Raw genomic sequence first — 12,701 nt, 5'->3', positions numbered from 1 at the left:
CCGGCGCAGGCCGTGCCGGACCTAGGCCTGGCGGCGGACCTCCACCACCCGGAAGCGGTTGGCCACGAACGCGCCGTCGGTGAGGGCCGCGTTCGCCGCCGGGTTGCCGCCGGAGCCATGGAAGTCGGAGAAGGCCGCGGTCTGGTTCACGTACACCCCGCCGGTCAGGTTGAGCGACAGCTGGGCGGCCTCCTCCAGGCAGACCTCCTCGACGGCCCGCTCGACCTCGGCGTCCGTGGTGTAGGCGCCGACGGTCATGGCGCCCTTCTCGCGGACCGTGCGGCGCAGCAGCTCCAGCGCGTCGGTCACCGAGTCGACGGCGACGGCGAAAGAGACGGGGCCGAAGCACTCGCTCATGTAGGCGGCCTCGGCGTCCGGCTTGGCGCCGTCCAGCTTGACGATCACCGGGGTGCGGACGACCGCGCCCGGGAACTCGGGGTTGGTGATCTCCCGGGAGGCGAGGGCGACCTCGCCCAGGCCGGCCGCCGCCTCGAGGCGCGCCTTCACGTCCGGGTTGACGATCGCGCCGAGCAGGGCGTTGGCGCGGGCGTCGTCGCCGAGCAGGCCGTCGACCGCGCGCGCGAGGTCGGCGGTCACCTCGTCGAAGGTCTTGGGGCCCGCCTCGGTGCGGATGCCGTCGCGGGGGATCAGCAGGTTCTGCGGGGTGGTGCACATCTGGCCGCTGTACAGGGACAGCGAGAAGGCCAGGTTGGAGAGCATCCCCTTGTAGTCGTCCGTCGACTCCACGACGACCGTGTTGACGCCGGCCTTCTCGGTGTACACCTGCGCCTGGCGGGCGTTGGCCTCCAGCCAGTCGCCGAAGGACGTCGAGCCGGTGTAGTCGATGATCCCGATCTCGGGCCGGGTGGCGAGCGTCTTGGCGACGCCCTCGCCGGGGCGCTCGGCGGCCAGCGCGACCAGGTTCGGGTCGAAGCCGGCCTCGGTGAGCACCTGGCGGGCGACCTGCACGGTCAGGGCGAGCGGCAGCACGGCGCGCGGGTGGGGCTTGACCAGGACCGCGTTGCCGGTCGCGAGGGAGGCGAACAGGCCCGGGTAGCCGTTCCAGGTCGGGAAGGTGTTGCAGCCGATGACCAGGCCGATGCCGCGGGGGACCGGCGTGAACGCCTTGGTGAGGGCCAGCGGGTCGCGCTTGCCCTGCGGCTTGGTCCACTCCGCCGCGTCGGGGGTACGGACCTGCTCCACGTACGCGTACGCCACCGCCTCCAGGCCGCGGTCCTGGGCGTGCGGGCCGCCCGCCTGGAGCGCCATCATGAAGGCCTGGCCGCTGGTGTGCATGACGGCGTGCGCGAACTCGTGCGTCCGGTCGTTGATCCGCTTGAGGATCTCCAGGCAGACCACCGCGCGCACCTCGGCGCCCGCGTCCCGCCAGGCGTGCTGGCCGGCCTTCATGGCGGGCAGCAGCACGTCGACGTCCGCGTGCGGGTAGGTCACGCCCAGCTCGATCCCGTACGGCGAGACCTCGCCGCCCACCCAGTCGTCGGTGCCGGGCTGGCCGAGGTCGAGGCGGGTGCCGAGCACGGCGTCGAAGGCGGCCTTGCCCGCCGCCGCGTCCAGGCTGCCGTTCTCGCCGTAGGCCTTGGGGTGCTCGGGATGCGGGGACCAGTACGCGCGCGTGCGGATCGCTTCGAGCGCCTGGTCGAGAGTGGGCCGGTGCTTCGCGATGAGCTCGTGCGCGGTCAGTTCGGCGGCCATGCGGGACCAACTCCTCGTCTGGAGAACTCTTCCTCGAGTTCACGACCTGGCGTAAAGAGCAGCGTGATGGGACGGTCAGAGCTAGAGTAACCGAACGATCGGTCGGGACAAGGGGGTCCGCCGCATCTGTGGACAACGCCGTGCGGGAGGATCGCGCACATGACAGCACTCGACCTCAGCAGCCCCGTGGCCGTCGTCGGCACCGGCACCATGGGCCAGGGCATCGCCCAGGTCGCGCTGGTGGCCGGCCATCCCGTGCGGCTCTACGACGCCGTCCCCGGACGGGCCGAGGCGGCGGCCGAAGCGATCGGCGCCCGCCTGGACCGGCTCGTGGCCAAGGACCGCCTCACCGCCGCCGAGCGCGACGCCGCCCGCGACCGGCTCACGCCCGCCGCCGAACTGGCCGACCTGGCCGACTGCGCCCTGGTCGTCGAGGCCGTACTGGAGCGGCTCGACGTCAAGCAGCAGCTCTTCCGCGAGCTGGAGGAGGTCGTCGCCGACGACTGCCTGCTCGCCACGAACACCTCGTCCCTGTCGGTGACGGCCATCGGCGGCGCGCTGGGCAACCCGGGCCGCTTCGTGGGCCTGCACTTCTTCAACCCGGCCCCGCTGCTGCCGCTGGTCGAGGTCGTCTCCGGCTTCGCCACCGACGTCACGTCGGCCACGCGCGCGTACGAGACCGCCCGTGTCTGGGGCAAGACCCCGGTGGCCTGTGCGGACACCCCAGGCTTCATCGTCAACCGGATCGCCCGGCCGTTCTACGCCGAGGCCTTCGCGGTCTACGAGGCCCAGGCCGCCGACCCGGCCACCATCGACGCGGTGCTGCGCGAGTGCGGCGGCTTCCGGATGGGCGCCTTCGAGCTCACCGACCTCATCGGGCAGGACGTCAACGAGTCCGTCACCCACTCGGTGTGGCAGTCCTTCTTCCAGGACGTCCGCTTCACGCCCTCGCTCGCCCAGCGCCGGCTGGTGGAGTCCGGGCGGCACGGCCGCAAGAGCGGGCACGGCTGGTACGACTACGCCGAGGGCGCCGAGCGTCCCGAGCCGCACACCGCGGACAAGGAGCGGCCGCCCGCCTTCGTCACCGTCGAGGGCGACCTCGGGCCCGCCGCCGAGCTGCTCCCGATGCTCCGCGAGGCGGGCATCCAGGTCCGCGAGGACGACGAGGACAACGGCACCCGGCTGGTGCTGCCCGGCGGCGGCCAGCTGGCCCTAGCCGACGGCCAGACGTCCGTGGAGTTCCGTGACGTCGTCTACTTCGACCTGGCCCTCGACTACCGCAAGGCGACCCGCATCGCCCTGTCGGCCTCCCAGGACACCTCGTCGCAGACCCTCGCCGAGGCCATCGGCCTGTTCCAGGCGCTCGGCAAGGACGTCAGCGTCATCGGCGACGTCCCCGGCATGATCGTCGCCCGCACGGTCGCCCGGATCGTCGACCTCGCGCACGACGCCGTCGCCAAGGGCGTCGCCACCGAGGAGGACGTGGACACCGCGATGCTCCTCGGCGTCAACCACCCGCTCGGCCCCTTCGAGTGGAGCCGCAGGCTCGGCCGCGGCTGGGCCTACGACCTGCTGGACGACCTGCACCTGCGCGATCCCTCCGGCCGGTACGCACCGTCCCTCGCGCTCTACCGTCACGCGTACGCCACCGACAAGCGGGAGAGCACCCCATGACCACCGCCAAGCGTGACACGTACACCCCCGAGACCCTGCTCTCGGTCGCGGTGCAGGTCTTCAACGAGCGTGGCTACGACGGCACTTCCATGGAGCACCTGTCCAGGGCGGCCGGCATCTCCAAGTCCTCGATCTACCACCACGTCAGCGGCAAGGAGGAGCTGCTGCGCCGGGCGGTCAGCCGGGCCCTCGACGGCCTGTTCGGCATCCTGGACGAGGAGCACGCGCGCGTGGGGCGCGCCGCCGACCGGCTGGAGCACGTCGTACGGCGCATGGTCGAGGTGCTCATAGCCGAGCTGCCCTACGTGACGCTGCTGCTGCGCGTGCGCGGCAACACCGAGACCGAACGCTGGGCGCTGGAGCGGCGCCGCGACTTCGACCACCGGGTGGCGGAGCTGCTGAAGGCCGCGGCCGCCGACGGCGACATACGGGGCGACGTCGAGGTGCGCCTGGCCACCCGGCTGGTCTTCGGCATGATCAACTCGGTGGTGGAGTGGTACCGGCCGGACACCCGGGGCGCCAGCGGCCGCGAGGTGGCCGACGCGGTGGTCCGCCTGGTCTTCTCGGGCCTGCGGCAGGACTGAGGCCCGCGGTCGCGGGAGGGGGCGGAGGGTCCGCGCCTGCTTTCGCGCGGGAGCGGCACCGCTCACGCCTCCGGCTCCAGGTCCTCCTCCTCGAACACCAGCAGCGTGCGGGTGCTGAGCACCTCGGGGATGGCCTGCAGCCGGGTGAGCACCAGTTCGCGCAGCGCCCTGTTGTCGGGCGTGTGCACCAGCAGCAGCACGTCGAAGTCGCCGCCCACCAGCGCGATGTGGGAGGCGCCCGGGAGCTGCCTGAGCTGCTCGCGGACCGTGCGCCAGGTGTTCTGGACGATCTTGAGCGTGACGTACGCCGACGTCCCGTGCCCCGCCCGCTCGTGGTCGACGCGTGCGCTGAACCCGCGGATCACCCCGTCCTCGACCAGACGGTTGATGCGCGCGTAGGCGTTCGCGCGCGAGACGTGCACCCGTTCGGCCACGGACCGTATCGAGGCCCGTCCGTCCGCCTGGAGGATCTTCAGGATGTCCTGGTCGATCGCGTCCAGTGGACGCGGCGCCGGCAGGCCGGCCCCGTCCTGCGGCCCGTCGGCCATTTGTTCAGCTGCCATGTCCCCCCGCTTCATCGCCGTGGACGTCCTGCGTTCATTGCAGGTTGTGGAGAACCGTTTGTCCACAGCCTGCCGGGGCCTGTAGCCAAAATGTGCCGACGACCGAACAATCGGTTGGTGGGACGCGTCACAGCCGACGCGCCTCCGTAGCCGCTCCCACGAGGAGGTGCCGTCATGACGGTCATGGAGCAGCGAGGCGCTTACCAGCCCTCGCCGCCGCCCGCCTGGCAGCCCCGTATGGACCCCGCGCCGCTGCTGCCCGACGCCGAGCCCTACCGCGTCCTCGGCACCGAGGCGGCGGCGGAGGCCGACCCGGACCTGCTGCGCCGGCTGCACGCGCAGCTCGTGCGCGGCCGCCGCTACAACGCGCAGGCCACCGCGCTGACCAAGCAGGGCCGTCTGGCCGTCTACCCCTCCAGCACCGGCCAGGAGGCGTGCGAGGTCGCCGCCGCGCTGGCCCTCGAAGAGCGCGACTGGCTCTTCCCCAGCTACCGCGACACCCTCGCCGTGGTCGCCCGGGGCGTCGACCCCGTCGAGGCGCTCACCCTGCTGCGCGGCGACTGGCACACCGGCTACGACCCCTACGAGCACCGGGTGGCCCCGCTGAGCACCCCGCTCGCCACCCAGCTCCCGCACGCCGTCGGCCTCGCGCACGCCGCCCGCATCAAGGGTGACGACGTGGTCGCGCTCGCCATGGTCGGCGACGGGGGCACCAGCGAGGGCGACTTCCACGAGGCCCTGAACTTCGCCGCCGTCTGGCAGGCACCGGTCGTCTTCCTGGTGCAGAACAACGGCTTCGCCATCTCCGTCCCGCTCGCCAAGCAGACCGCCGCGCCCTCCCTGGCCCACAAGGCCGTCGGCTACGGCATGCCGGGCCGGCTGGTCGACGGCAACGACGCGGTCGCCGTGCACGAGGTCCTCGGTGACGCCGTACGCCGCGCCCGCGCCGGCGGCGGCCCCACCCTCGTCGAGGCGGTGACCTACCGCGTCGACGCCCACACCAACGCCGACGACGCCACCCGCTACCGCGGCGACGCCGAGGTCGAGGCCTGGCGCGCCCACGACCCGATCCAGCTGCTGGAGCGGGAGCTGACCGGGCGCGGCCTGCTCGACGAGGACGGCCTCGCCGCCGCCCGGCAGGACGCCGAGCGGATGGCCGCCGACCTGCGAGAGCGCATGAACCGGGACCCCGAACTGAACCCCATGGACCTCTTCGACCACGTCTACGCCGAGAACACCGCACAGCTGTGCGAGCAGCGCGCCCTGCTGCGCGCCGAGCTCGAGGCGGAGCAGGGCGACCAGGAAGGCGGCCTGCGATGACCACCGTCGCCGTCAAGCCCGCCACCATGGCGCAGGCCCTCACCCGCGCGATGCGCGACGCGATGGCCGCCGACCCCTCCGTGCACGTCATGGGCGAGGACGTCGGCACCCTCGGCGGTGTCTTCCGGGTCACCGACGGGCTCGCCAAGGAGTTCGGCGAGGACCGCTGCACCGACACCCCGCTCGCCGAGGCGGGCATCCTCGGCACCGCCGTCGGCATGGCCATGTACGGCCTGCGCCCGGTCGTCGAGATGCAGTTCGACGCGTTCGCCTACCCGGCGTTCGAGCAGCTGATCAGCCATGTCTCCCGGATGCGCAACCGCACCCGCGGCAGGATGCCGCTGCCGATCACCGTCCGCATCCCCTACGGCGGCGGCATCGGCGGCGTCGAGCACCACAGCGACTCCTCCGAGGCCTACTACATGGCCACCCCGGGTCTGCACGTCGTCACGCCCGCGACCGTCGCCGACGCCTACGGGCTGCTGCGCCAGGCCATCGCCTCCGACGACCCGGTCGTCTTCCTGGAGCCCAAGCGCCTGTACTGGTCGAAGGACTCCTGGAACCCCGAGCAGCCGACGGACGTGGAACCGATCGGGCGCGCGGTGGTCAGGCGGCCCGGCAGCAGCGCCACGCTGCTCACCTACGGCCCCTCCGTGCCGGTCTGCATGGAGGCCGCCGAGGCCGCCCGGGCCGAGGGCTGGGACCTCGAAGTGGTCGACCTGCGCTCCCTGGTGCCGTTCGACGACGAGACGGTCTGCGCCTCCGTGCGGCGCACCGGGCGCGCGGTCGTCGTGCACGAGTCGACCGGATTCGGCGGCCCCGGCGGCGAGATCGCCGCCCGCGTCACCGAGCGCTGCTTCCACCACCTGGAGGCACCGGTGCTGCGCGTGGCCGGCTTCGACATCCCCTACCCGCCGCCGATGCTGGAGCGGCACCACCTGCCCGGTGTCGACCGCATCCTGGACGCCGTGGCGCGCCTGCAGTGGGAGGCCGAGGGCTGATGGCACAGGTGCTGGAGTTCAAGCTGCCCGACCTCGGTGAGGGGCTCACCGAGGCGGAGATCGTCCGCTGGCTGGTGAACGTCGGCGACGTCGTCGCCATCGACCAGCCGGTCGTCGAGGTGGAGACGGCCAAGGCCATGGTCGAGGTCCCCTGCCCCTACGGCGGTGTGGTCACCGCGCGCTTCGGCGAGGAGGGCGCCGAACTGCCCGTCGGCGCACCGCTGCTGACGGTCGCGGTGGGTTCCGGGACGGCCCCGGACCCGGAGAGCGACGGCGGGGGATCGGGCAACGTCCTCGTCGGGTACGGCACCTCCGAGGCGCCCGCCCGGCGCCGCAGGGTGCGCACCGCGGCCACCGGCGGGCCGGCGAAGCAGCCCGCTCCGGCAGTGCCCGCCCCCGCGCCCACCCCGGTCGCCGCGCCCGCCCTCACGACCGCGCACGGCACGGGACCGGTCCCGGTGATCTCCCCGCTGGTGCGCCGGCTCGCCCGGGACAACGACCTGGACCTGCGCCAGCTCGCCGGATCCGGACCCGACGGGCTGATCCTGCGGGCCGACGTCGAGGGCGCGCTGCGGGCCAGGACCGCGCCCGCCCCCGCGGCGCAGGAACCGGCCGCCCGTGTCGCCCCGGGCTCCCCGGCCCGCGACGGCATCCGCATCCCGCTCAAGGGCGTACGGGGCGCCGTCGCCGACAAGCTCTCCCGCAGCCGCCGGGAGATCCCCGACGCCACCTGCTGGGTCGACGCCGACGCGACGGAACTCATGCGCGCGCGGGCCGCGATGAACGCCGCCGGAGCACCGAAGATCTCCCTCATCGCCCTGCTCGCCCGGATCTGCGCCGCCGCCCTGGCACGCCACCCGGAGCTGAACTCCTACGTCGACACCGAGGCCCGTGAGGTCGTCCGGCTCGACCAGGTGCACCTCGGGTTCGCCGCGCAGACCGAGCGCGGCCTGGTCGTGCCGGTCGTCCGGGACGCCCACGCCCGCGACGCCGAGTCGCTGACCGCCGAGTTCGCCCGGCTCACCGAGGCGGCCCGGACCGGCACGCTGACCCCGGCGGAACTCACCGGCGGCACCTTCACGTTGAACAACTACGGCGTCTTCGGCGTCGACGGCTCCACCCCGATCATCAACCACCCCGAGGCGGCCATGCTCGGCGTCGGCCGCATCGTCCCCAAGCCGTGGGTGCACGAGGGCGAACTGGCCGTGCGCCAGGTCGTCCAGCTCTCGCTCACCTTCGACCACCGGGTGTGCGACGGCGGCACCGCGGGCGGCTTCCTGCGGTACGTCGCGGACTGCGTCGAACAGCCGGCGGTGCTGCTGCGCACCCTGTGACCCGACGCGGGACCGCGGGGGACGCCGCACCCGGGCGTCCCCCGCGCCGCGCGTGAGCACTCCTCGGTTCCCTGTGATCAGCGGGGCACGCATACTCGGGGGGTGACCGAGAACGCTCCCGCCGCCGTCGGGGCCGTCGCGCCGTACGACGCCGTCGTGCTGGCCGGCGGGGCCGCCCGGCGGCTCGGCGGGGCCGACAAGCCCGGACTGCGGGTCGGCGGCCGGGCCCTCCTCGACCGGGTGCTCGCCGCCTGCGCCGGCGCGGCCACCACTGTCGTCGTCGCCGCCCCCCGGCCGGCCTCCCGCCCGGTGCGCTGGACCCGCGAGGACCCGCCCGGCGCCGGGCCCGTCGCCGCGCTGGAGGCCGGCCTGCGGCTCACCACCGCCGCGCAGACGGTCGTCCTCTCCGCCGACCTGCCCTTCCTCGAACCGGCCACACTGGACCGGCTGTTGACCACGCTGCGGGACACGGGCGCCGACGGGGCGCTGCTCACCGACGCCGACGGCCGCGACCAGCCGCTCGTCGCCGCCTACCGCACCGCCGCGCTGCGCCGCGAACTGGCAGCCCTCGCCACCGCGCCCGACGGCCTCACCGGCCTGCCGCTGCGCCGGCTGACGGGCGCCCTCCGACTCACCCGCGTCCCGGACCCGCTCGCGTCCTTCGACTGCGACACCTGGGACGACCTCGTCAACGCCAGGGCACGCATCAGGGAGCATGGGCACGTGTTGGATGAATGGATCTCCGCAGTCAAGGACGAACTGGGCATCGACCTGGACGTCGACATCCGCGGTCTGCTCGACCTGGCCCGTGACGCCGCCCACGGCGTGGACCGGCCTGCCGCGCCCCTGACCACCTTTCTCGTCGGCTACGCCGCGGCCCAGGGCGGAGGCGGCCCGGAGGCGGTCGCCGAGGCCGCCCGCAAGGCCGCCGCGCTGGCCCTGCGCTGGGAGCGGGAGAACGCCGCCGACGACGCGGACACCTCCGGTCCGGACGCCGGATGACCGCCCCGGGTACCCGGGCGGGGGCGCCCGCGGCGGACGCCGACGACCTGGACGTCGAGGAGGCCCTGGCCCTCGTGAGGGAACCGAAGGACGACGGCGACGCACCCGTGCCCACGCCCCCCCGCGCCGAGCGGCACGAGCGGCACCGGGCCACGCCCTGGCCGCGGGCCCGCGACATCGCGGCCCGCGCCGCCCGCTCGGGCAGCCGCCGCACCCCCGTCTCCGTCCCCCTCGCCGACGCCCTCGGCCTGGTCCTCGCGTCCCCCCTCGACGCGCTCACCGACCTGCCCTCCTTCGACACCTCCGCGATGGACGGCTGGGCGGTCGCCGGACCCGGCCCCTGGGAGGTCAGGGACGAGGGCGTGCTCGCCGGACACGCCCAGCCCGATCCGCTGACCGATGGCGAGGCGGTCCGCATCGCGACCGGCGCCCGCGTCCCCGTCGACACCACCGCGGTCCTGCGCACCGAACACGGCCGCACGGACGTCCAGGGACGGCTGCACGCCACCCGGGAGGTCGTCCATGGCCAGGACATCCGCCCCCGCGGTCAGGAATGCCGCAGCGGCGACCAGCTCTTGCCCGTCGGCACCCTCGTCACCCCCGCCGTTCTGGGCCTGGCCGCGGCGGCCGGATACGACACCGTCACCGCCGTCCCCCGACCCCGCGTCGAAGTCCTGGTCCTCGGCGACGAGCTGCTGACCGAGGGGCGCCCGCACGACGGACTGATCCGGGACGCGCTCGGCCCGATGCTGCCGCCCTGGCTGCGCGCGCTCGGCGCCGAGGTCACCGCCGTACGCCGACTGGGCGACGACGCACGGGCCTTGCGCAAGGCGCTCACCGGATCCACCGCCGACCTCGTCGTCACCACCGGCGGCACCGCGGCCGGACCGGTCGACCACGTGCACCCCACCCTGGAGCGCATGGGCGCCGAACTCCTCGTCGACGGCGTCAAGGTGCGGCCCGGCCACCCCATGCTGCTCGCCCGCACCAAGGAGGACCAGCACCTCGTCGGCCTGCCCGGCAACCCCCTCGCGGCCGTCTCCGGCCTGCTCACGCTCGCCGAGCCGCTGCTGCGCACCCTCGCCGCCCGTCCCGCCCCGGAGCCGTACACGCTCGCGCTCAGGGAGGCCGTACACGGGCACCCGTACGACACCCGGCTCATTCCGGTGGTGCTGCGCGGCGACCACGCCGTCCCGTTGCACTACAACGGCCCCGCCATGCTGCGCGGCATCGCCGCCGCCGACGCACTGGCCGTCGTACCACCGGGCGGCGCCCGGCAGGGGGAGGAGACGGAGCTGCTCGACCTGCCGTGGGCGGCGGCCGGAATCGGGGTGTGTTTCACGTGAAACTTCCGGGCCATGACGCCATTGCCCGCCAGGCGGGCGAACATCTGGTGACCCGTCGGGTGAGGCTGCCGCGGAAAGTGGTGGAGCGTCCGATCCGCCAGGTCGCCAAACGGCTGCTCATGGCCTTCGCGGTGCTGGTGGTCACCGCGCTGGTCGTCTACGCCGACCGTGCCGGCTACAACGACAACTCGGACAGCTCGGTCGACTTCCTCGACGCGTTCTACTACGCGACCGTCACCCTCTCCACCACCGGCTACGGCGACATCACCCCGGTCAGCGACAGCGCCCGGCTCACCAACATCTTCGTCATCACACCCCTGCGCGTGCTGTTCCTGATCATCCTGGTCGGCACCACGCTGGAGGTCCTCACCGAACGCACCCGGGAGGAATGGCGCCTGAACCGCTGGAGGTCCACCTTGCGCGATCACACCGTCGTCATCGGGTTCGGCACCAAGGGCCGGTCGGCCGTCCAGACCGTCTGCACCACGGGGCTGAAGAAGGAGCAGGTCGTCGTGGTCGACCCCAGCAACAAGGTGATCGACGCGGCAACCTCCGAAGGATTCGCGGGCGTCATAGGTGACGCCACCCGCAGTGAGGTGCTCAGGCGGGCCGAGGTGCACAAGGCCCGGCAGATCATCATCGCCCCGCAGCGCGACGACACCGCCGTGCTCGTCACCCTGACGGCCCGCCAGCTCAACCGGGGCGCGAAGATCGTGGCGGCCGTGCGTGAGGAGGAGAACGCCCCGCTGCTCAAGCAGTCCGGCGCCGACGCCGTCATCACCAGTTCCGGCGCGGCCGGCCGGCTGCTCGGCCTGTCCGTGCTCAGCCCGGCGGCCGGCATGGTCATGGAGGACCTGATCCAGCAGGGCAGCGGCCTGGACATCGTCGAACGCCCCGTGGTCCGGGCCGAGGTGGGCCGCTCTCCGCGCGAGACGGACGACCTGGTGGTGAGCGTCGTGCGCGGACACCGGGTGCTCGGCTACGACGACTCCTCCATCGGCAGCCTCCAGCTGACCGACCGCCTGATCACCATCGTCCGGGTGACCCCCGGCGCCCGGGTCGCCCCGCACACCCGCCCGCTCCCCGAGGACTAGCGGATCCGAGGACGAGCGGGCCCGAGGAAGATCACGCGGGCCTGCCCCGGCAGCGGCGCCGGCGGGGAGTAGCGTCGCCACCATGCATGCGATCACGATTCCCGAACCTGGTGGGCCCGAGGCGCTGGTGTGGAGCGAGGTCCCCGACCCGGTGCCCGGCGAGGGCGAGGTGCTGGTCGAGGTGGTGTCCAGCGCCGTCAACCGCGCCGACATCATGCAGCGGCAGGGCTTCTACGACCCGCCGCCCGGCGCCTCCCCCTACCCCGGCCTCGAGTGCTCCGGCAGGATCGCCGCGCTCGGCCCCGGCGTCTCCGGCTGGGCCGTGGGCGACGAGGTGTGCGCGCTGCTCGCGGGCGGCGGCTACGCCCAGAAGGTCGCCGTCCCGGTCGGGCAGCTGCTGCCCGTGCCCGAGGGCATCGACCTGAAGCAGGCGGCCGCGCTGCCCGAGGTGGCCTGCACGGTCTGGTCCAACGTCTTCATGGTCGCCCACCTGCGCCCGGCCGAGACCCTGCTGGTGCACGGCGGCTCCAGCGGCATCGGCACCATGGCGATCCAGCTCGCCAAGGCCATCGGCGCCAGGGTCGCGGTGACCGCCGGGACGAAGGAGAAGTTGGACTTCTGCGCCGAGCTGGGCGCGGACATCCTCGTCAACTACCGCGAGCAGGACTTCGTCGCCGAGGTGCGGCGGGCCACCGAGGGCGCGGGAGCCGACGTCATCCTCGACAACATGGGCGCCAAGTACCTGGACCGCAACGTCCAGGCGCTCGCCGTCAACGGCCGGCTCGCGATCATCGGCATGCAGGGCGGCACCAAGGGCGAGCTGAACATCGGCACCCTGCTGACCAAGCGGGCCGCGGTCACCGCGACCTCGCTGCGGGCCCGCCCGCTGAGCGAGAAGGCGGCTATCGTGGCCGCCGTGCGCGAGCACGTGTGGCCGCTGCTCGTGGCCCGCCACGTGCGCCCGGTGGTCGACCGCGAGCTGCCGATGCAGCAGGCGGCCGAGGCCCACCGGGTGGTGGAGGCGAGCGGGCACATCGGCAAGGTGCTGCTGGTCGCGCCGTAAGGGCCGG

The 12,701-nt window shown here is 73.6% G+C and carries 11 protein-coding genes; 9 read left to right on the top strand and 2 right to left on the bottom strand.

Annotated features, from left to right (window positions below; genetic code table 11):
- Positions 1–21 precede the first annotated feature (21 nt).
- Complete coding sequence (gene paaN / locus PV343_RS33270; RefSeq protein WP_319150771.1) at positions 22–1,713, bottom strand: phenylacetic acid degradation protein PaaN; 1,692 nt, start codon at positions 1,711–1,713, stop codon at positions 22–24.
- Positions 1,714–1,872: 159 nt separating this feature from the next.
- Between paaN and PV343_RS33265 the strand changes: the two genes are divergently transcribed.
- Both PV343_RS33265 and PV343_RS33260 read left to right on the top strand, forming a co-directional pair.
- Entirely contained in the window at positions 1,873–3,387 is a 1,515-nt protein-coding gene (locus PV343_RS33265; RefSeq protein ID WP_319150770.1) for a 3-hydroxyacyl-CoA dehydrogenase, read from the top strand.
- Entirely contained in the window at positions 3,384–3,971 is a 588-nt protein-coding gene (locus tag PV343_RS33260; RefSeq protein WP_319150769.1) for a TetR/AcrR family transcriptional regulator, read from the top strand. Before PV343_RS33265 ends, PV343_RS33260 begins: the two co-directional genes overlap by 4 nt.
- Before the next feature lie 62 nt (positions 3,972–4,033).
- Here PV343_RS33260 and PV343_RS33255 read toward each other — a convergent pair whose 3' ends face one another.
- Complete coding sequence (locus tag PV343_RS33255) at positions 4,034–4,519, bottom strand: Lrp/AsnC family transcriptional regulator (protein WP_317447908.1); 486 nt, start codon at positions 4,517–4,519, stop codon at positions 4,034–4,036.
- A gap of 189 nt (positions 4,520–4,708) precedes the next feature.
- Here PV343_RS33255 and pdhA point away from each other — a divergent pair, with 189 nt between their 5' ends.
- From pdhA to PV343_RS33220, 7 genes are all read left to right on the top strand, one after another.
- The gene (gene pdhA, locus PV343_RS33250; RefSeq protein WP_319150768.1) at positions 4,709–5,854 is read left to right on the top strand and encodes a pyruvate dehydrogenase (acetyl-transferring) E1 component subunit alpha; all 1,146 of its coding nucleotides are present in this window, start codon (positions 4,709–4,711) and stop codon (positions 5,852–5,854) included.
- Positions 5,851–6,855, top strand: coding sequence for an alpha-ketoacid dehydrogenase subunit beta (locus tag PV343_RS33245; RefSeq protein WP_319150767.1), 1,005 nt, complete (start codon positions 5,851–5,853; stop codon positions 6,853–6,855). Before pdhA ends, PV343_RS33245 begins: the two co-directional genes overlap by 4 nt.
- A complete protein-coding gene (locus tag PV343_RS33240) occupies positions 6,855–8,189 on the top strand; it encodes a dihydrolipoamide acetyltransferase family protein (RefSeq protein WP_319150766.1) in 1,335 nt (444 codons plus the stop codon). Before PV343_RS33245 ends, PV343_RS33240 begins: the two co-directional genes overlap by 1 nt.
- A gap of 102 nt (positions 8,190–8,291) precedes the next feature.
- A complete protein-coding gene (locus PV343_RS33235) occupies positions 8,292–9,191 on the top strand; it encodes an NTP transferase domain-containing protein (protein WP_319150765.1) in 900 nt (299 codons plus the stop codon).
- Complete coding sequence (locus tag PV343_RS33230; RefSeq protein ID WP_319150764.1) at positions 9,188–10,537, top strand: molybdopterin molybdotransferase MoeA; 1,350 nt, start codon at positions 9,188–9,190, stop codon at positions 10,535–10,537. The genes PV343_RS33235 and PV343_RS33230 overlap by 4 nt, the downstream gene beginning before the upstream one ends.
- Entirely contained in the window at positions 10,534–11,631 is a 1,098-nt protein-coding gene (locus tag PV343_RS33225) for a potassium channel family protein (protein ID WP_319150763.1), read from the top strand. Before PV343_RS33230 ends, PV343_RS33225 begins: the two co-directional genes overlap by 4 nt.
- Positions 11,632–11,713: 82 nt before the next feature.
- Positions 11,714–12,694 carry an NAD(P)H-quinone oxidoreductase gene (locus PV343_RS33220; protein WP_319150762.1) on the top strand — a complete coding sequence of 327 codons (981 nt, stop codon included), beginning with the start codon at positions 11,714–11,716 and terminating at the stop codon, positions 12,692–12,694.
- The last annotated feature ends 7 nt before the right edge of the window (positions 12,695–12,701 follow it).

This window comes from Streptomyces sp. WI03-4A (genome assembly GCF_033792105.1).
GTDB lineage: Bacteria > Actinomycetota > Actinomycetes > Streptomycetales > Streptomycetaceae > Streptomyces > Streptomyces collinus_A.
Note: the sequence above shows the minus strand (reverse complement) of the source record. Positions and strands in the feature narration are given on the sequence as shown.

What these genes read in the sequence shown, in the direction of transcription:
- paaN (WP_319150771.1), bottom strand. Translation starts at nt 1,713, where the DNA reads ATGGCCGCCGAACTGACCGCGCACGAGCTCATCGCGAAGCACCGGCCC.
- PV343_RS33265 (WP_319150770.1), top strand. Translation starts at nt 1,873, where the DNA reads ATGACAGCACTCGACCTCAGCAGCCCCGTGGCCGTCGTCGGCACCGGC.
- PV343_RS33260 (WP_319150769.1), top strand. Translation starts at nt 3,384, where the DNA reads ATGACCACCGCCAAGCGTGACACGTACACCCCCGAGACCCTGCTCTCG.
- PV343_RS33255 (WP_317447908.1), bottom strand. Translation starts at nt 4,519, where the DNA reads ATGGCCGACGGGCCGCAGGACGGGGCCGGCCTGCCGGCGCCGCGTCCA.
- pdhA (WP_319150768.1), top strand. Translation starts at nt 4,709, where the DNA reads ATGACGGTCATGGAGCAGCGAGGCGCTTACCAGCCCTCGCCGCCGCCC.
- PV343_RS33245 (WP_319150767.1), top strand. Translation starts at nt 5,851, where the DNA reads ATGACCACCGTCGCCGTCAAGCCCGCCACCATGGCGCAGGCCCTCACC.
- PV343_RS33240 (WP_319150766.1), top strand. Translation starts at nt 6,855, where the DNA reads ATGGCACAGGTGCTGGAGTTCAAGCTGCCCGACCTCGGTGAGGGGCTC.
- PV343_RS33230 (WP_319150764.1), top strand. Translation starts at nt 9,188, where the DNA reads ATGACCGCCCCGGGTACCCGGGCGGGGGCGCCCGCGGCGGACGCCGAC.
- PV343_RS33220 (WP_319150762.1), top strand. Translation starts at nt 11,714, where the DNA reads ATGCATGCGATCACGATTCCCGAACCTGGTGGGCCCGAGGCGCTGGTG.